We start from the raw sequence: 18,997 nt of genomic DNA, 5'->3' as shown, positions 1-18,997 counted from the left end.
ATTTATTAATTAACAAATATTGTAATTAGAATCTATTTTAGATATTTGGAATTTTGTTGATTTTGCTCAATTAATATGAGTTTTTTGGTTATTTTTTATTGATAAAGTATATCATAGTATCAAGTTTTTTTATTTCTATAAGTAAGAATATATGGACAAAATTATTTCATTTATTTCATCGGGTTTTACTCAGGCTTCTGCTTTGCAGGTTTTGATGTTTACTCTATTTGTTACTCATATAACAATTATTGGTGTTACTGTTTTTTTGCATAGAAGTCAGGCTCACAGAGCGCTAGATCTTCATCCAGTTATAATGCATTTTTTTCGTTTTTGGTTGTGGATGACAACTGGAATGATAACAAAGGAATGGGTAGCAATACATAGAAAACATCATGCCAAGTGTGAAAGAGAAGGTGACCCACATTCACCTATGATATATGGAATATGGAAAGTATTTTTTCAAGGAGCAGAGTTATATCGGGAAGAGGCTGCTAATATTGATACCTTATCTAGATTTGGTAGAGGCACACCTGATGATTGGATTGAAAGAAATATTTATTCAAAACATAGTAGTTTAGGTATCTTGATTATGTTGTTTATAGATATTTTTCTATTTGGAGTTCTTGGTTTATCTGTATGGGCTGTCCAAATGGCTTGGATACCATTTTGGGCTGCTGGTGTTGTTAATGGAATGGGTCATTATTTTGGCTATCGTAATTTTGCTTCGCCTGATACTAGTACTAATTTATTTCCAATAGGTTTTATAATATCTGGTGAGGAATTACATAATAATCATCATGCTTTTGCTACTTCAGCAAAGTTTTCTTCCAAGTGGTATGAATTTGATTTGGGCTGGTGTTATATAAATATCATGAGATTTTTTCGACTTGCAAAGATAAAAAAAATAGCGCCTAAATTAGTTTTAAGTAATTATGATCGTAATATTGATCTTTCTACACTTCATGGAGTAATAGTTCATAGATATGAATTAATGACTCAATATGCTGATATTATCAAAGATGTCGTGCATCAGGAACTTAAAGAATTAAAAAAATACTCATGCAGTGATTCTCGCTATGAGCGTTTAAAGAGTATTAATAGCTATTTATATAAGCATGAGTCGATAATGCAACCTAAGCAACTTGCAGAGGTAGATAATGTTGTTTCATCAAGTAAATCTTTATTTGTATTAATACAAATGCGTAGAGATTTAGGTCGTATTTGGGAAGGTTCTTCCTTAACCAGTGATCAGCTTGTTTTGCATTTAAAGTCTTGGTGTGATCGTGCCAAAAATAGTGAGGTTTGTGGATTACAAAAATTTGCTTCTAAATTGAATAGATATAGTATTGTATGAATTTAGATGACTTAAATAATGCTCAAAGAAAGGCTGTGACTACGGACAATTCACATTCTTTGGTGTTGGCTGGTGCAGGTAGTGGTAAAACTAAGGTTCTTTCTTCTAGAATAGCCTGGCTTATCAATACTGGTCAGGCATCTTTTAATGAGGTTTTGGCTGTTACTTTTACTAACAAGGCCGCTCGTGAGATGGTGTCTAGAATATCTATGATGTTGGATAGGGATATGAAAGGTTTTTGGATTGGTACCTTTCATGGGTTGTGTCATAAAATGCTTAGATTGAATTGGCGCGAGGCTAATTTAATACAAAATTTCCAAATTATAGATATGTCAGATCAGCTATCTTTGATAAAGCGTTTGATGAAATCTGCAAATGTTAATGAATCTAAGTATTCAGCAAGGGATCTACAAAAAATTATAAATTCTTATAAGGAAAAGGGTCTTAGATCTAATGAGATAGATGTTTATGATTCATACAATAAATATATTGCTGAGTTTTACCATCTTTATGAGCATCAATGTATTCGTGATGGTTTGCTTGATTTTGCAGAATTGTTGCTGAAATCCTATGATCTTTTAAAAAATAATCAAACAATTAGAAATTATTACCAAGAACGTTTTAAGTATATTTTAGTAGATGAATTTCAGGATACTAATAGCTTGCAGTATGGGTGGTTACGTTTATTGATAGGTAATTCTACTTCAGTATTTGCTGTAGGTGATGATGATCAATCTATTTATGCATTTCGTGGTGCAAATATAGATAATATGTCTTTATTTGATAAGGAATATGCCAAAGGTAATATAGTCCGCTTGGAACAAAATTATAGATCCATGGGCCATATATTAGGTGCAGCTAATTCTTTGATTAGGTATAACAATGGGCGTTTAGGTAAGAAATTATGGACGCAAGAAGGTGATGGTGAAAAAGTATTAATAGTTGAAAAACACAATGATCTATTAGAGTCACAATGGATAGTTGATGAAATTAAAAATATTGTTAAAAATGGTATTAAACAAGATGATATAGCTGTTTTATACAGAAGTAATGCTCAGTCAAGAGTTTTAGAGCATGCTTTATTTTTAAGTGGTATTTCTTATAAAGTTTATGGTGGATTAAGATTTTTTGAAAGACAAGAAATTAAGAATGTATTAGCTTATTTGAGGCTTATTGTAAATCGTAATGATGACTCTGCTTGGCTTAGATCAGTTAATTTTCCAATTAGAGGAATAGGAACTCGTACTATAGAATCATTATTCGAAATAACAAAAAATAAGAATATTAGTTTGTATGATGCTGTTGCATATCATTCAGGTAGAAGTAAAAATAATTTATTGATGTTTAATAATATTATTTCTACTTTAGAAGAGTCTTCAAGAAAATTAACTCTTGTTCAATTAATAGAACATGTTTTAGAATTTACTGGGATTAATGCTTTTTATAAAAATGAAGAAGAAACTGATCGTTTGGATAATTTAAAGGAGTTAGTTACAGCCGCTACTATTTTTTCAGGTGAAAATAATTTTTCTGAAATTCCTGCAAGTCTTTTGATTGATGATTTAAAAGAAAATCTTGATGTAAGTTTGAACAATAATATTTACCTAGAACAAGAGAAAATTACTCCTTTGCTATCTTTTTTATCACATGCTTCTTTAGAAGCTGGAGATAACCAATCTGAATCAGAGCAATCATCTGTGCAATTAATGACGGTTCATGCTGCAAAAGGATTGGAATTTAAGGTTGTTTTTATTACAGGTGTTGAGGAAGGTTTATTTCCACATGAAAATAGTATGTCTGACAATTCTAGTATTGAAGAAGAAAGACGTTTAATGTATGTTGCTATTACAAGAGCTAGAAAAAAATTATATATAACTATGGCAAATAGTCGTATGTTAAGAGGTCAAGTAAGATATTCTGTTAAATCTCGTTTTATTTCTGAGGTTGGTGAGGGTAATGTAATTTTTGTAAAAAATAAAGAGCAAATTTTACCAAATAATTATTTAAAAAGTAATTCTAGATTTACTTCGAATTCTCATCAACAGTCAAATAAGTTATCCAGTGGTAATACGAATTTTGTTGATATTAATGGTAAGAAGTTTGTAATTGGACAAAATGTAAAACATAAAAAATTTGGTGATGGTACAATTATTAAGTTAATTGGTCATGGAGAGGAATCACAAGCCCAGATAAGCTTTAATAATTGTGGTATAAAGACTATTATGTTAGGTATAGCTAGGTTTGAATAAAGTTTTTATGCTATATTTTTTTGTAAAAGTAGAACGCTATTTTCTGTTGTTGCTGTTGTTAGCCAAATTGGATACAAATCAGGAAATCTTTGTTTAAAATTTTTGTATTCATTACCTATTTCAAGTAAAAGTATTCCATTATCATTTAAATATTCATTATATGTATTGATAATTGTATTGATAATATCCATGCCATCACTACCTCCATATAAAGCTATCTCTGGTTCATGTTTATACTCTTTTGGTAAATTTTCCATAGATATTTTATTTACATATGGAGGATTGCATATAATTAAATCATATTTTTTATTGTTAATTTTTTCAAAAAGGTTACTTTTTTTTATAGCAATTCTATCTTGCAAAGCGTATGAGTCTATATTTTTTTTTGCAATTTGTAGAGCATCATCTGAAATATCAGATGCTAATATTTGAGCATTTGGGAATATGAATGATGATATTATTGCTAGGCAAGCAGATCCTGTACACAAGTCTAATATATCTTTTATGTTTTCAGTTTTTTTAATCCAAGGGTATATTCCATTAATAAGTATTTCTGATATAAAAGATCTTGGTATAATTGCTCTTTCATCAATATAGAAATTATATCCTTGTAACCAAGCTTCATTAGTTAGATAAGCTGTTGGGATGTACAATTTAGTCCTTCTTTCTAAAATATTTAGAAATTTATGGAAATCTTCACTGGATAATGTTGAATCCAAGTATTTATCTATCACATCTGGGTTTATTCCCAATATATTAGATATTATGCATATAGCTTCATCTAAAGAGTTATCATTACCATGGCCAAAAAATAAATTTTCTTTATCTAAGCAGTAAGTGGCATACCTAATTAATTCTTTTATTGGTTTTGATTTAGATATAGGGTTAGTATTATTAATAGACATAATATTTATTTAGTTAATAGTTTTTCTATAACTTTTTTGTAGATATTTTTTAATTTTGCTAAATCTGTTATTTTTACACATTCATTTACTTTGTGTATTGTTTCATTGCAAGGGCCAAACTCTACTATTTGTTTGCTTACTTTGGTAAGAAAACGACCATCTGATGTGCCTCCAGAAGTAGACATTTTGCTTTCTATTCCAAGTTCTTCTTTAATGGATTTAGATAATGTATCTGTCAAAGTTCCTGTTTTCGTTAAAAAAGGGTCTCCGTTTAAAATCCATTCTATATTGTAATTCAAGTTATGTTTTTCTAATATTGAATGAATTTTTGATTTTAAAGATTCAGGGGTATTTTCAGTAGAAAAACGTAGATTAAACTTTATCTCTAATTCTCCTGGAATTACATTCGTAGCTCCATTTCCAGAATGAATATTGGAAATTTGAAAGGTTGTAGGAGGGAAGTATTCATTCCCATTGTCCCATTTAATATTAATAATTTCTAAGAGTGCCTCTGGCGCTAGATGTATAGGATTATTAGCAAGATGAGGATAAGCAACATGGCCTTGTATTCCGTTTATTGTTAGATTCCCTGATAAAGATCCGCGACGTCCATTTTTAAACATATCACCTAGTTCTTTTTCCGAGGTTGGTTCTCCTACGATGCAATAATCTATTTCTATGTTTTTGTTTTTAAGATAGTCACATACAATTTTAGTTCCGTAATTTGCAGGTCCTTCTTCATCTGAGGTTATTATAAAAGCTATAGAACCATCATGATTAGGATTTTCTTCTAGAAATTCCATAGTTGCAACTAAGAATGCAGCTATAGAACCTTTCATGTCAGAAGAGCCTCTACCATACAAAAAACCATTACTTTCTATTGGGATGAAAGGATCTGTTGTCCATTGATCCAGGTTTCCAGCTGGGACCACATCTGAATGCCCAGCAAAAGCTAACAATGGGCCTTTTCTTTCTCTGATTGCAAAGAGATTAGTCACTCCGTTTTTAACAATAGTTTGAATTTGAAAATCAAATTTTTTTAACTCTTCTATTAATAAATTTTGACATCCAGCATCTTCTGGAGTTACTGATTTGCATCCAATAAGTTTTTTTGCGATTTGTAAGGTTAGGCTCTTTTCTGACATTATGCTCTCAATAAATCATTAATACTTGTTTTTGATCTAGTTTTTGCATCTACTCTTTTTACAATCACGGCACATGCTAAACTGTAAGTTCCATCATCAGATGGGATTGAACCAGGTACAACAACTGATCCAGAAGGTATTCTGCCGTAAGTGACTTTTTTAGTTGTTCTGTCTAGAATTTTTGTGCTTTGTGATAAGAATACTCCCATTGCTAAAACAGAATTTTCTTCTACTATAACGCCTTCAACTACTTCTGATCTTGCTCCAATGAAGCAGTTGTCTTCTATAATTGTTGGATTTGCTTGTAATGGTTCTAGTACTCCACCAATACCTACTCCACCTGACAAATGTACATTTTTACCAATTTGGGCACAAGAGCCAACAGTAGCCCATGTGTCTACCATAGTGCCTTCTCCAACATATGCTCCAATATTTACGTAAGATGGCATAAGAACTACATCTTTTCCTATAAATGAACCTTTTCTTGCTACTGCATTAGGGACAACTCTATAGCCACCATTTTTAAATGCATTATTATCAAATTTACTGAATTTTAAAGGTACTTTATCGTAAAAAACTAAAGGGTCTTCTCCAATCACTTGATTATTTTTTGTTCTAAAAGATAACAGAACAGCTTTTTTAATCCATTGATGAGTAATCCATTCCCCATCAATTTTTTCAGAAACCCTTAGTTTTCCAGTATCTAATAATTCTATTGTTGTTTGAATAGCGTTATCTGTATCTTTATCTATATTTGATGGAGAAATATTATTTCTATCTTCCCAAGCTTTTTCAATTTTATTTTGTATATCTGAATTCATAATTTTTAATTTATAGTTAGTTATTAATAGTATGTTTGTACAAATCTAGCAATTCTATTAGCGGCTTCTATACATTCCTCTAATGAGGATACTAGAGCGATTCTTATTCTTTTATTTCCAGGATTTACTCCTAGATATTCACGAGCTAGGAAACTGCCTGGAAGAACTGTAATTGATTCCTCTTGGTATAGTTTTTTTGTGAATTCTGTATCTGAAACAGGAGTTTTTGCCCATATATAAAAGGATGCTTGTGGTTTAGTTACTTCCAAATATTTATTTATTTTTGAGTAGAAAATCTCTATTTTATCATTATATAGCTGGCGGTTTGCATGAACATGTTTTTCGTCACTCCATGCTGCTATGCTTGCGGCTGATATTAATGGGCTCATTGCACTACCATTATAAGTTCTATAAAGTAAGAATTTGTTCATTATTTTTGAATCGCCAGCAACAAATCCAGATCTTAATCCTGGAACACTGGATCTTTTAGATAAACTAGAAAAGACCACTAGGTTGTTATAGTCTTTTATTCCTAAAATATTTGCAGCTTGTAGTCCTCCTAATGGAGGGTTAGACTCATCATGGTAAATTTCTGAATAACATTCATCAGAAGCAATAACAAAATTATATTTTTGAGATAATTCAAATATTTTTTTCCATTCTTCCAAATTTATAACATTCCCAGCAGGGTTTCCAGGAGAACATACAAATACTAGTTGAGTTCTATCCCATATTTCTGTTGGAACATCATCCCACTTACAAGAAAAATTATTTTCTGGATCTAGGTTAACATAATAAGGCTCAGCTCCAGCTAATATCGATGCTCCTTCATAAATTTGATAAAATGGATTAGGGCATATTACAACAGGATTTCTAAAAGAATTATCTATAACAATTTGCGTAAACGAAAATAAAGCTTCTCTTGATCCGAGAACTGGTAATATTTGTGTATTTGGATCTATTTTTGTTGCAATATAACGATTTTCTATCCAGTTTGCTATTGTTTCTCTTAGTAATTCTTCTCCTTTTGTTGCTGGGTAATGGGATATGCTTGAAATATTGTCTTTTATCGCGTCAGCAATAGATTTTGGCGACGGATGTTTTGGTTCACCTATTGATAAATTTATTGGTTCTAGTTGTTCTTTTTTGTAACTAACTCCTGACAAAAGACTTCGAAGTTTTTCGAAAGGGTAGGGATTTAATTTATTTAGCCTAGGATTCATGGTTTTTTTATAAGTAAAATGATATAATGATAAAATGTTGCGAAGGTGGCGAAATTGGTAGACGCACCAGGTTTAGGTCCTGGCGCCGAAAGGCGTATGGGTTCGAGTCCCCTTCTTCGCACCAATATACGATCTTTCAAGTTATTTTATACTTTTATTGTAAACATAATTTGTTTTGCCGTATAGTTTATATTGATTCTATTTTAGTAAATTGAGTCATGGTTTGTTAATTGAAATATTTTATGTTAGATATTTGATGTTGTTAAATTGTGAATTTTTCAATAATTACTTTAATTAGGATCGCTTTAATTTTTATTTTGGGCTTTTAGTTTGTTATTACGTTAGTATGTTGCTTTGTAGCATTACTAACACACGATCTCAGGTGTTGAGATTTTTCGTTCAGTACTTTGTGTCTTTTTTGGATATAGTTATTGTTCTATTGCTCTCTCCTTAAGTGGTTGTGTTTTCGGCTATATGCCTATATCTTTAAGGAAATACAATATGTTGGAAACTGGTGTTGTTAAGTGGTTTAATACTGAAAAAGGATATGGTTTTATCTCTCCAGAGTCTGGTGGCAAAGATCTATTCGTACATTTTTCAGAAATTCAAGGTTCAGGATTTAAATCACTTGAGGAAAATCAGAGAGTCAGTTTTGTTGTTACTACAGGCCCAAAAGGTTTGCAGGCTACTAAGATTCAGATAATACAATAATTTTTATTTTTGTAAAAAAACCACTCTTTAAATGAGTGGTTTTTTATTTTTTGTGGTGATCTATATTTTGTAAAAATACATATATTGATGATTATTTATTTTTTTGTATTTACAAAGAAAATTATATTTTCAGAGTTTTAGTTGTCATTTAATGTCAAGATTATTCTAAATAATCAAATTGTTCTATAATCTCTATAGTATTTTCAAAATATTAATTTGTTTAACTATTTATTTGGATAATTTTTAAATGCAACCTATTATTGAATCTCTTTCTAGTTTGAAGCGTCGTGCTGTTTTGAAAATTTCTAATTCTTGTATTGAAGACGAATTAGAAAAGGAACTGCTAAGTTTATCAAGGAATACTAAAATTTCTGGTTTTAGGCCAGGTAAGGCTCCTATTAGTGTTGTTAAGCGCACTTATGGTCATAATGTTCGTCAAGATGTTGTTACTAAACTTCTTAGCAACTCATTTGATCAATTGGTAAAAGAAAATAATTTATTCGTAGTTGGTTATCCAAATATTATACCTGTCGATTCTATTAATAATTCTGATGAATTATGCTTTGCAGCTGAATTTGAAATATATCCTGAAATTTCTATTCCATCATTTGAAAGTTTAGATATTAAACGTTATAGGCATAATCTTACGGAAGAAGATGTTAAAAAAACACTGGCTATTTTGCAAAAACAAAGATCTGTTTTTGAAAAGAAAGATGATCATTGTGCTGAAATTGGAGACAAAATTATTCTTAGCTATAATGCCACTATAGATGGTGTTTCTTTTGAAGGTGGTAGTTCTGAATCTCTTTCTGTTATTGTCGGTAATAATCAATTATTGCCTGATTTTGAAAATTCTTTAATTGGGATGAGAGAAGGTGATAGTAAAGAACTAGATTTAAAATTTCCTGATACATATCATGATTCTAAAGTTGCAGGTAAAGAAGCTAAATTTTCTATTACAGTCAAGGAAGTTTTTGTAGGAACCTTGCCAGATTTAGATGACAATTTTGCCAAATTGTTTAGTAATGAAGATAACTTTAATTTAGAAAAGTTAGAAGAGAATGTAAAATCTAGTATAGAAAGAGAGATCGGTATTAGATTAAAGAATCTAAACAAAGATAGTGTAATGGGTGTTTTGCTTAAAAATATAGAATTTGAAATTCCAGAAGTTTTAATAAGAAACGAAATGCAATTAAGGCTTAACTCTTTAAAAAGTAGACTTAAAGATGGCAATATAAAAGATCTTGAGAGTTTATCTAAAGACATCTTGCTTGAAGAGGAATCTAAAAAGATGGTTAAGTTAGGGCTAATCATGTCTGAGATAGCTAAGAATAATGATATCAAAGTCGATGATGAACAGATTTTGTCTTATTTAAATAATTTTGCTAAAAATTATGAAGATCCAGAAAAATTTGTGAGCCATTATATGGCAGATTCTAATAAGAAGTCAGAAGTAGCAGCCTTGATTCTCGAAAATAATATCGTTGATCATATTTTAAGTAGAGCTAATATTTCAGAGGAAGAACTAACATTCGAAAATTTAATGGGATTAGAATGACTAATAAAAGAACAATTGTAAATATGAATAATAATCAAACAGATGATTTTTCATTTAATTACGTTCCTATGGTTGTAGAAAACTCTGGAAAAGGTGAGCGTGCTTACGATATTTATTCTAGATTATTAAAAGAAAGAATTATATTCTTAGTTGGTCCTATTGACGATAATATGGCTAATTTAGTGGTTGCTCAAATGTTGTTCTTAGAGTCAGAAAATCCTAAAAAAGATATACATCTATACATAAATTCTCCTGGTGGTTCTGTCTATGCTGGTTTGGCTATTTTTGATACCATGAAATTTATTAAACCTGATGTTTCTACAATGTGTACTGGGATTGCTGCTAGCATGGGTGCTTTTTTATTATCTGCTGGAGAAAAGGGGAAACGTTTTAGTTTGCCTAGTTCTTCTATCATGATACATCAGCCATCAGGAGGAGTGAAAGGGCAGTCATCTGATATTCAAATTCATGCTAAAGAGATTTTAAGATTGAGAGATATGTTGAATTCCATTATGGCATATAACACAGGTCAAAGCATAGAAACCATTATTGGAGACACAGATCGTGATTATTTTATGTCTGCTAATGAGGCTTTGTCTTATGGCTTAATAGATAAGGTTTTAACAAATCGTTAAGTTTTTACAATTGAAAGTTTTTTAAAAATATTTAAGTGATCTTTATGTCCGATAATAATAATTCTAATATTCACACAGGTGGTGAAAACTGCTCGTTTTGTGGTAAAAGTAAAAAAGAGGCTATTAGATTAGTAGCCGGTCCTTCATCTCTTTTTATCTGCGATGAGTGCATTGAAGAATGCAATAGAATCCTTAAAGAGGATAATTATTCTGAAAATAAATCAATAGATATTTCTAAAAAAATACTAAAGCCTAGTGAAATAAAAAAACATTTAGACCAGTATGTTATAGGACAAGATTCTTCTAAAAAAATATTATCTGTTGCTGCCTATAATCATTATAAACGTTTGTCTTGTTGTGAACTAAATGAAAGCGATATAGAGTTAAATAAGAGTAATATACTTCTTATAGGGCCAACTGGTTCAGGAAAAACTCTTTTGTGTCAAACCTTGTCAAAAATCATGGATGTTCCTTTTGTTATAGCTGATGCCACTACATTAACAGAAGCTGGTTATGTTGGTGATGATGTTGAAAACATGCTACACAAATTATTGCAAAGTTGTGATTTTGATATAGATAAGGCCCAAAAAGGAATTATTTTTATTGATGAAATAGATAAAATTGCACGTAAGTCAGAAAACCCTTCCATAACTAGGGACGTTTCTGGAGAAGGAGTTCAACAGGCATTGTTAAAAATTATTGAAGGTACAATTGCAAATATTCCAGCTGATGGAGGAAGGAAAAACCCTAGCCAAAAATCAATCCAGATAGATACTAGCAATATATTATTTATAGTTGGAGGTGCGTTTGATGGCATCAAGAAAATTATTATGAATAGAACTAGTAAAAATAGTATTGGATTTAACGCAGATATTGTTGATATAGAAGGTAATAGCGTTGCTAATATATTTTCTGAGGTAGAAGCAGATGATCTGATTAAATATGGTCTCATTCCAGAATTGGTTGGTCGTATACCAATAATATCCTCATTGGAAGAGTTAAATGAATGTGCTTTACTAAAAGTACTTACTGAACCAAAGAACGCTATCATAAAACAATTTCAAATGATTTTTTCTATTGATAATGTACTTCTTAATTTTACAGAAGCATCTTTAAAAGTTATTGCTAAAAAAGCATTGAAATATAAAACAGGGGCTCGTGGTTTGAGGTCTATAGTAGAGAATCTTTTATTTGATACAATGTACAGCATTCCAGATGATGAGAATATTGCTAAAGTAGTAGTAGATGTTGTTGATAACTCGGATGAAATAAAAATTTCTTATTTGAGAAATTAGTCTTGATAATAGTGATTAGAGATTTAATGTTGTAATATTAAACTGAGAATAGATAAAATTCTTTTTATCAATGATATTGAATTGTTGATTATTGATACCAAATATATGGTTATATAAATTTGGATGTACCTATTTTAACTTTTGTGCCTATTAAATTGAGGATTTGCTTATGTCTGCAAGCCAGACTGTTCTTTCTGAATCAGTGTCTTTGCCGTTACTTCCATTGAGGGATGTTGTTATATTTCCTTATATGACTGTTCCTTTATTTGTTGGTAGATCTCGTTCTATTCGAGCGCTTGAGATAGCTATGGAAGGTGATAAGAATGTTGTTCTTGTTACTCAGAAATCAGCTGGTAAAGATGAGCCTGATGCTAGTGATTTATATCATGTTGGTTGTGTGGCTAATATTTTGCAAATGTTAAAATTACCTGACGGCACTGTAAAAGTATTAGTGGAAGGTGTTGGCAGAGTTGATATTAATTCTGTAGAAGATTTAGAGTCACATTTCATGTGTCATATAACTGATATAAAAAATGAACAACATGATGCTTCTGATATAGAAATAGAAGCTCTGAAAAGAACTCTAATAGAACAATTTGATCAGTATTTAAAACTAAATAAAAAAATTCCTACAGAGGTGTTAACATCGTTGTCAGATATAAATGATATTTATCGATTTGTTGATACTATATCCTCTCATTTGCCCATAAAGCTTGAATACAAACAAAATATTTTAGAAATGGGGTCTGTAGTTGAAAGAATAGAGTTTTTACTATCTCAAATAGATAGCGAAATCGAAATTTTGCAAGTAGAGAAAAAAATCAAAACTCGCATAAAAAAACAGATGGAAAAAAGTCAAAGAGATTACTATCTCAATGAGCAATTTAAAGCCATACAAAAAGAGTTAGGCGAGAGTGATGATAATTTAGGTTTAGATGAATTAGAGAATAGAATATCATCTACTTATATGACAAAGGAAGCTCGTAAGAAGTTAGAGGCAGAATTTTTGAAATTAAAAATGATGTCTCCTATGTCTGCAGAAGCTAATGTTATAAGAAATTATATTGATACAGTTTTGAGTTTGCCGTGGAAGAAAAAAACTAAAATCAACTTAGATATAGGTATGGCTGAAAATGTTTTAGATGCTGATCATTATGGGTTGGATAAAGTAAAAGAACGTATTTTAGAGTATTTGGCAGTTCAAAAAAGAGTTCAGAAGCTTAAAGCTCCAATTTTATGTTTGGTTGGCCCTCCTGGAGTAGGTAAAACATCATTAGGTCAATCTATTGCTATGGCCACAAATAGAAAGTTTGTTAGAATGGCTCTTGGTGGAGTTAGAGATGAGGCTGAAATTCGTGGTCATCGTCGCACTTATATAGGATCTATGCCTGGTAAGATTTTGCAAAATATATCTAAATCTGGTGTTCGTAATCCTTTATTCTTGCTTGATGAAATTGATAAAATAGGTATGGATTTTAGAGGTGATCCTGCATCAGCATTATTGGAAGTTTTAGATCCAGAGCAAAATAATTCATTTCAAGATCATTATATTGAAATTGATTTTGATCTTTCTGATGTTATGTTTGTTGCTACAAGCAATACTATGAACATACCGCCAGCTCTATTAGATCGTATGGAAATTATTAATTTATCTGGATATACTGAACATGAAAAACTACATATAGCGAAGCAGCATTTAGTTCCTAAGTTATTCAAGAATAATGGTTTATTAAAGAATGAATTAGAAATTTCTGAAAATGCCATATTAGATATAATTCGGTATTATACAAGAGAAGCTGGTGTCCGTTCTTTAGAAAGAGAAATTAGTAAAATTTGCAGAAAAGTTGTTAAAAATTCTCTAAAAAATAGTGAAGGTGGTAAATCTTCTGTTTTGTTATCAACAACTGTTGATAGTGACAATATAGGTGATTATCTTGGTGTTCGTCGTTATGATTTTGGTTCTGCAGAAAAAGATAACAGGATTGGGCAAGTTACTGCTTTGGCTTGGACCGAAGTTGGTGGAGATTTGTTAACAGTGGAAGTTGCAGATATCCCTGGTAAGGGTAATATTTTAAGAACTGGTTCTTTGGGCGATGTTATGAAGGAATCGATAGAAGCAGCTCGTACTGTTGTAAGATCAAAATCAGAGTATTTTAATTTTTCAGAAGACATGTTTAATAAGAGAGACATGCATATTCATGTCCCAGAAGGAGCTACACCAAAGGATGGCCCTTCAGCTGGCATAGCAATTACAACAGCTATGGTCTCAGCATTGTCTAAAATTGCTGTTAGATCTGATGTTGCTATGACAGGAGAGATTACTTTGAGGGGAGAGGTTTTACCAATAGGAGGACTCAAAGAGAAAATATTGGCAGCACATCGTGGTGGTATTAAAACTATTATTATCCCAGAAACAAATGTTAGGGATTTGACTGATATACCAGACTTTGTCAAACAAGATATTGAAATAGTACCAGTAAAATGGATTGATAAAGTATTTGATGTTGCTTTAGAACATCCTGTTAATTTATCTAATAAAAAAATACGAACAAATAAAAAAGGTAGTATTACGAAAAAAAATCAGAATAATATAGATAATAGTTTATTAAACCATTAATTCTAACTAAAGGGATAATATATTAATACTATTATCCCTTTAATCTTTAAATACTATTTATTTATAACTTGTGCAATACTGTAAGCTACTGTGTCAACGTTTCTATTATTTAATGCAGCTACACATATTCTGCCGCTAGAAACTGCGTATACTGCAAATTTATCTTTTAAATTTTCTACTTGTTCTTTATTTAATCCTGAATAAGAGAACATACCTTTCTGATCTAAAACAAAACTAAAGTCTTGCTTTACGCCATGTTCATTAATCTTATTGACTAATGTTTGTCTCATAAGTTTGATTCTTTGGCGCATAATGGATAGTTCTTCTTCCCATGCTTTGAATAATTCATTTGAATTTAATACAGAGCTTACGATAGTAGCTCCATGAGTTGGTGGGTTAGAATATATTGTTCTAATAATTCTTTTAATCTGACTTAATACCTTTATTGATTCATCTTTTTCATTGGTTGTCACGGTTAAAGCACCTACTCTTTCTCCGTAAAGAGAGAATGATTTAGAGAATGATGAACTAATAAAGCAAAGAAGATCCATTTCAGTAAACATTCTTACTACTTGCGCATCTTCTTCCAATCCATTGCTAAAACCTTGATAAGCTATATCTAAAAATGGGATTAGATTTCGATCTTTGATTACTTCTGCAATTTGTCTCCATTGTTCTTTAGTAGGATCGATACCAGTAGGATTATGGCAGCATGCATGTAATACTATAATTGATTTTTGTGCTGTATTTTTTAATTTTGACAGCATATTTTCAAAATCTAGACCATGAGTAATTGGATCATAATAAGGATAATTATCTACCTCAAATCCGGCGCGTTCAAATAATGCTTTATGATTTTCCCAACTTGGATTGCTAATAAGAACTTTTGAATTTGGTAATAATTGCTTAAGAAAATCTGCTCCAATTTTGAGTGCTCCAGTTCCTCCAAGAGTTTGGACAGTCACACTTCTATTTTCTGATAAAACTTGGGAATTTGAACCTAATAATAATTTTGCAGCTGCTTTGTTATAGCTTGCTATTCCATCTATTGGTAAATACCCTTTTGGCATGGCCTTTTCCATATATGATAGCTCTGCCTTATACACAGCTTGCATCAAAGGAATTTTTCCATTTTCATCATAATAAACGCCTACTCCTAAATTAACTTTTTCTGTTCTGTTATCAGAATTAAATTGTTCGTTAAGACCTAATATTGGGTCACGAGGAGCTAATTGGACAGGTTTAAATAAATCATTCATAATTTTAAGTAACAATAAAAATATTTATATAATATATTTCGAAGAAATATTCTTTCAGACAGAGTTTAGCATGACATTTTGTAAATTTGTAAATTTTCCAAATAGTTCTTTTAATCTTCATCAGCCTTATGAACCTGCTGGTGACCAGCCAAAAGCTATCGAAAGTTTGTTGAAAGGATTGGATTATGGTTATAAATATCAAACCCTTTTAGGCGTTACTGGTTCAGGTAAAACTTATACTATGGCGAATGTCATAGCTAGATCTGGAAAACAATCGCTTATTCTCGCTCCTAATAAGACACTTGCTGCTCAATTATATGCTGAAATGAGAGATTTTTTTCCAAATAATGCAATAGAGTATTTTGTTTCTTACTATGATTATTATCAGCCAGAGGCTTATATTCCTTCTCGTGATACTTTCATTGAAAAAGATGCACAAATTAATGCTCATATAGAACAAATGAGGCTTTCAGCTGTTAAGAGTTTATTAGAGCGTAAGGATACTATAATAGTTAGTACGGTTTCATGTATTTATGGCATTGGAGATGTTTCAGTTTATAATGATATTGCTCTTACTCTTAGAATAGGTAATCATATATTGAGAGATAAGATGTTTGAGCAGTTAGTCTTGATGCAATATATTAGGAATGATACAGATTTTTCTAGAGGAACTTTTAGAGTTAGAGGGGAGTATATTGATATATTCCCCGCTGAAAATTTTGATGTGGCATTGAGAGTAGGGTTGTTTGATGATGAGATAGAATCATTAGAAATGTTTGATCCTTTGACTGGGAGTTGTATACAGAAAATTTCACGTTTTGCCGTTTATCCAGTATCTCTTTATGCGGTTCCTAGAGATAAAATTATGAATGCTATTAAAACAATAAAAGAAGAGTTGATAGAACGGTCAAATTTTTTAATAACAGAAGGAAAGATTTTAGAGTCTCAAAGATTGGAGCAACGCACAAGATTTGATCTAGAAATGCTACAAGAAACAGGTTTTTGTAAAGGTATAGAAAACTATAGTAGGCATTTAAGTGGTTCTTTGCCTGGTGAGCCTCCAAGTACCATAATGGATTATTTACCAAATGATTCATTAGTTTTTATTGATGAAAGTCATGTTACTATTGGTCAGATATCAGGTATGTATTTTGGTGATAGATCGAGAAAAGAAAATTTGGTTAGTCATGGTTTTCGGTTGCCGTCTGCTTTAGATAATAGGCCTTTGCAATTTAATGAATTTGAAAAAAGAATCAAACAATGTATTTTTGTATCTGCTACTCCATCAAATCATGAACTAGTCAATTCTAGCTGCATAATAGAACAATTAGCAAGGCCTACAGGTCTCGTAGACCCTGAGGTAGAGGTTAAACCAGCTAAAACACAAATTGATGATCTATTACATCAAATAAAAAATCGTGTTGATAAAAAAGAAAGAGTTTTAGTGACTACTTTAACAAAACGTATGTCAGAAAATTTAACAGATTTTTTGAGTGAAAATAATATCAAAGTTAAATATCTTCATTCTGATATAGATACTGTTGAGAGATCTGATATATTAAGAGATCTTCGTTTAGGTGTTTTTGATGTTTTAGTTGGTATTAATTTGCTAAGAGAGGGCTTAGATATACCTGAGGTCTCATTAGTTGCCATTCTCGATGCAGATAAGGAGGGCTTTCTTAGATCAGAGCGCAGTTTAATACAAACAATAGGGAGAGCAGCAAGAAATTTAAATGGCCATGCTATTTTATATGCTGATAGAATTACTAATTCTATCAGGAAGGCTATAGATGAAACTTATAGACGTCGTGAAAAACAGATAGAATTTAATAAAAATCATGGCATTATAGCGAAGGGTATAAAAAAGGATGTTCGTGAATTAATAGATGGTTTATTGGTTAATAATAACTTTACTAGATCAGATAGTTCATTGGAAGAAGTAGATCGTTCTTTATTGAATAATCAGAAAAAATTATCTAAGGAAATTTCTAGATTAGAAAAGCTAATGATTAATTATGCTAATAAATTAGAATTTGAAAAGGCAGCAAATGTTAGAGATTCTTTAAACAATCTAAAACAGATGTTTTTATTTAAAAGTTAATTTAATAAATAAATCTCTTATGGCTAAAAATGTATTATTTGTTTGTATGGGCAATATTTGTAGATCTCCTACAGCTGAAATTATATTTAAACAAATTGTTTATAATTCTGGTATGTCTAAGTATATTAATGTCGATTCTGCTGGCACTCATTCAGGAAATATTAGTAGGCTAGCTGATCATAGGGCTGCAATGGAAGCTAAGAATAGAGGATTTGATATTTCATCCCATAAATCGCGTCCTTTGAATATTGGAGATTTTTCATATTTTGATTTGATAATCGCTATGGATTTTGAAAATATGAGATTTATGAAAGAGATGTGTCCCTCCAAAGATCTTTATAAATTAAGTATGTTGATGCGTTATTCTAAAAACTTCTTTTTAGATGAAGTTCCTGATCCATATTATGACAATTTGCATGGGTTTAGTAGGGTATTTGAATATATAGAGGATGCGTGTGAAGGATTGTTTAATTTTATATATGAAAATTATTCTAATGAATTTATTTATGATAAGTAAATATATTTTTGTTTGATTCCCTATTAAATTAGTAGGATTACTGTTATAATAAATAATTACATAATTTATGACGGTGTAAAAATATATGCGGTTGACAACTAGAAGTCGTTTTGCTGTGACTGCTATGCTTGAATTGGCTATAGAGTATGATCTATCAGCAAGCGTGAGTTTAAGCTTGATTAGTGAGCGTCACAATCTTTCTATATCTTATTTAGAACAATTATTTTTGAAATTAAGAAAAAAATCTTTAGTTAATAGTGTGCGTGGTTCTAATGGTGGTTATTATTTATCAAGATCTCCTAGTGAAATAGTTGTAGCAGATATTATTTTTGCTGTTGATGATGTTTTAGATGCTACAGCTTGTAAAGGCATGGCAAATTGTAAGAAAGACAATAACGGTAACTTTACTAAGTGTATTACACATGATTTATGGTCGTCATTAAATCAAAAAATGTTTGAGTATTTAAGTTCAATTTCATTGCAAAGTTTACTAGATGCTAAGAATTTTAACAGTCGAAAGTCTGATTCTTTAAATTACTTGAGTCATCATGATAATTGTATAAATGAAATAGTGTTTTTATAGAGTTAAGAATTAGGATATTAGTTA

The 18,997-nt window shown here is 30.8% G+C and carries 15 protein-coding genes and 1 tRNA gene; 11 read left to right on the top strand and 5 right to left on the bottom strand.

Annotation, left to right across the window (positions count from 1 at the left end; genetic code table 11):
- The first annotated feature begins 151 nt into the window (after positions 1-151).
- A complete protein-coding gene (locus CKCE_RS01925; protein ID WP_015238642.1) occupies positions 152-1,354 on the top strand; it encodes a DesA family fatty acid desaturase in 1,203 nt (400 codons plus the stop codon).
- The gene (locus CKCE_RS01920) at positions 1,351-3,603 is read left to right on the top strand and encodes a UvrD-helicase domain-containing protein (protein WP_015238641.1); all 2,253 of its coding nucleotides are present in this window, start codon (positions 1,351-1,353) and stop codon (positions 3,601-3,603) included. Before CKCE_RS01925 ends, CKCE_RS01920 begins: the two co-directional genes overlap by 4 nt.
- Positions 3,604-3,608: 5 nt before the next feature.
- Here CKCE_RS01920 and prmB read toward each other — a convergent pair whose 3' ends face one another.
- From prmB to dapC, 4 genes are read right to left on the bottom strand one after another with little or no spacing between them, the layout of a single operon-like run.
- Positions 3,609-4,508 (bottom strand): 50S ribosomal protein L3 N(5)-glutamine methyltransferase, encoded by a 900-nt coding sequence (gene prmB, locus CKCE_RS01915; RefSeq protein WP_015238640.1) that lies wholly within the window; start codon positions 4,506-4,508, stop codon positions 3,609-3,611.
- Between the two features lie 5 nt (positions 4,509-4,513).
- Positions 4,514-5,653: a succinyl-diaminopimelate desuccinylase gene (gene dapE, locus CKCE_RS01910; RefSeq protein WP_015238639.1), complete on the bottom strand. Its 1,140-nt coding sequence runs from the start codon at positions 5,651-5,653 to the stop codon at positions 4,514-4,516.
- Positions 5,653-6,474: a 2,3,4,5-tetrahydropyridine-2,6-dicarboxylate N-succinyltransferase gene (gene dapD, locus CKCE_RS01905; protein ID WP_015238638.1), complete on the bottom strand. Its 822-nt coding sequence runs from the start codon at positions 6,472-6,474 to the stop codon at positions 5,653-5,655. Before dapD ends, dapE begins: the two co-directional genes overlap by 1 nt.
- Positions 6,475-6,497: 23 nt before the next feature.
- Complete coding sequence (dapC, locus tag CKCE_RS01900) at positions 6,498-7,697, bottom strand: succinyldiaminopimelate transaminase (RefSeq protein ID WP_015238637.1); 1,200 nt, start codon at positions 7,695-7,697, stop codon at positions 6,498-6,500.
- Positions 7,698-7,736: 39 nt separating this feature from the next.
- Between dapC and CKCE_RS01895 the strand changes: the two genes are divergently transcribed.
- The 6 genes from CKCE_RS01895 to lon all read left to right on the top strand — a co-directional run bounded on the left by CKCE_RS01895 (position 7,737) and on the right by lon (position 14,513).
- A tRNA-Leu gene (locus tag CKCE_RS01895) sits at positions 7,737-7,821 on the top strand.
- A 380-nt stretch (positions 7,822-8,201) separates the two neighbouring features.
- On the top strand, positions 8,202-8,408 hold the full coding sequence (locus CKCE_RS01890) for a cold-shock protein (RefSeq protein ID WP_225968723.1): 207 nt from the start codon (positions 8,202-8,204) through the stop codon (positions 8,406-8,408).
- A 247-nt stretch (positions 8,409-8,655) separates the two neighbouring features.
- On the top strand, positions 8,656-9,966 hold the full coding sequence (tig, locus tag CKCE_RS01885; RefSeq protein WP_015238635.1) for a trigger factor: 1,311 nt from the start codon (positions 8,656-8,658) through the stop codon (positions 9,964-9,966).
- A 23-nt stretch (positions 9,967-9,989) separates the two neighbouring features.
- Positions 9,990-10,601, top strand: a complete 612-nt coding sequence (gene clpP, locus CKCE_RS01880) for an ATP-dependent Clp endopeptidase proteolytic subunit ClpP (RefSeq protein ID WP_015238634.1) — start codon at positions 9,990-9,992, stop codon at positions 10,599-10,601.
- Between the two features lie 44 nt (positions 10,602-10,645).
- The gene (gene clpX / locus CKCE_RS01875; RefSeq protein WP_015238633.1) at positions 10,646-11,896 is read left to right on the top strand and encodes an ATP-dependent Clp protease ATP-binding subunit ClpX; all 1,251 of its coding nucleotides are present in this window, start codon (positions 10,646-10,648) and stop codon (positions 11,894-11,896) included.
- A gap of 169 nt (positions 11,897-12,065) precedes the next feature.
- Positions 12,066-14,513 (top strand): endopeptidase La, encoded by a 2,448-nt coding sequence (gene lon / locus CKCE_RS01870; RefSeq protein WP_015238632.1) that lies wholly within the window; start codon positions 12,066-12,068, stop codon positions 14,511-14,513.
- Between the two features lie 53 nt (positions 14,514-14,566).
- On the opposite strand, the gene CKCE_RS01865 is transcribed toward lon, so the two are convergent.
- Positions 14,567-15,772 carry an amino acid aminotransferase gene (locus tag CKCE_RS01865; RefSeq protein WP_015238631.1) on the bottom strand — a complete coding sequence of 402 codons (1,206 nt, stop codon included), beginning with the start codon at positions 15,770-15,772 and terminating at the stop codon, positions 14,567-14,569.
- Between the two features lie 70 nt (positions 15,773-15,842).
- On the opposite strand from CKCE_RS01865, the gene uvrB reads away from it, so the two are divergent.
- The 3 genes from uvrB (at position 15,843) to CKCE_RS01850 (ending at position 18,973) form a co-directional block, all read left to right on the top strand.
- A complete protein-coding gene (gene uvrB / locus CKCE_RS01860) occupies positions 15,843-17,873 on the top strand; it encodes an excinuclease ABC subunit UvrB (RefSeq protein ID WP_015238630.1) in 2,031 nt (676 codons plus the stop codon).
- Between the two features lie 19 nt (positions 17,874-17,892).
- The gene (locus CKCE_RS01855; RefSeq protein ID WP_015238629.1) at positions 17,893-18,390 is read left to right on the top strand and encodes a low molecular weight protein-tyrosine-phosphatase; all 498 of its coding nucleotides are present in this window, start codon (positions 17,893-17,895) and stop codon (positions 18,388-18,390) included.
- Positions 18,391-18,475: 85 nt separating this feature from the next.
- Positions 18,476-18,973 carry an Rrf2 family transcriptional regulator gene (locus tag CKCE_RS01850; RefSeq protein WP_015389077.1) on the top strand — a complete coding sequence of 166 codons (498 nt, stop codon included), beginning with the start codon at positions 18,476-18,478 and terminating at the stop codon, positions 18,971-18,973.
- Positions 18,974-18,997: the final 24 nt, after the last annotated feature.

It is taken from the genome of Candidatus Kinetoplastibacterium crithidii (ex Angomonas deanei ATCC 30255), assembly GCF_000319225.1.
Lineage (GTDB): Bacteria > Pseudomonadota > Gammaproteobacteria > Burkholderiales > Burkholderiaceae_B > Kinetoplastidibacterium > Kinetoplastidibacterium crithidii_B.
The sequence above is the reverse complement of the archived record's forward strand: the minus strand, read 5'-3'. Positions and strand labels throughout refer to the sequence as shown.

Bases quoted from the DNA above. Each gene is read 5' to 3' on its own strand.
- CKCE_RS01925 (WP_015238642.1), top strand. From the start codon at position 152: ATGGACAAAATTATTTCATTTATTTCATCGGGTTTTACTCAGGCTTCT.
- CKCE_RS01920 (WP_015238641.1), top strand. From the start codon at position 1,351: ATGAATTTAGATGACTTAAATAATGCTCAAAGAAAGGCTGTGACTACG.
- prmB (WP_015238640.1), bottom strand. From the start codon at position 4,508: ATGTCTATTAATAATACTAACCCTATATCTAAATCAAAACCAATAAAA.
- dapE (WP_015238639.1), bottom strand. From the start codon at position 5,653: ATGTCAGAAAAGAGCCTAACCTTACAAATCGCAAAAAAACTTATTGGA.
- dapD (WP_015238638.1), bottom strand. From the start codon at position 6,474: ATGAATTCAGATATACAAAATAAAATTGAAAAAGCTTGGGAAGATAGA.
- dapC (WP_015238637.1), bottom strand. From the start codon at position 7,697: ATGAATCCTAGGCTAAATAAATTAAATCCCTACCCTTTCGAAAAACTT.
- tig (WP_015238635.1), top strand. From the start codon at position 8,656: ATGCAACCTATTATTGAATCTCTTTCTAGTTTGAAGCGTCGTGCTGTT.
- clpP (WP_015238634.1), top strand. From the start codon at position 9,990: ATGAATAATAATCAAACAGATGATTTTTCATTTAATTACGTTCCTATG.
- clpX (WP_015238633.1), top strand. From the start codon at position 10,646: ATGTCCGATAATAATAATTCTAATATTCACACAGGTGGTGAAAACTGC.
- lon (WP_015238632.1), top strand. From the start codon at position 12,066: ATGTCTGCAAGCCAGACTGTTCTTTCTGAATCAGTGTCTTTGCCGTTA.
- CKCE_RS01865 (WP_015238631.1), bottom strand. From the start codon at position 15,772: ATGAATGATTTATTTAAACCTGTCCAATTAGCTCCTCGTGACCCAATA.
- uvrB (WP_015238630.1), top strand. From the start codon at position 15,843: ATGACATTTTGTAAATTTGTAAATTTTCCAAATAGTTCTTTTAATCTT.
- CKCE_RS01855 (WP_015238629.1), top strand. From the start codon at position 17,893: ATGGCTAAAAATGTATTATTTGTTTGTATGGGCAATATTTGTAGATCT.
- CKCE_RS01850 (WP_015389077.1), top strand. From the start codon at position 18,476: ATGCGGTTGACAACTAGAAGTCGTTTTGCTGTGACTGCTATGCTTGAA.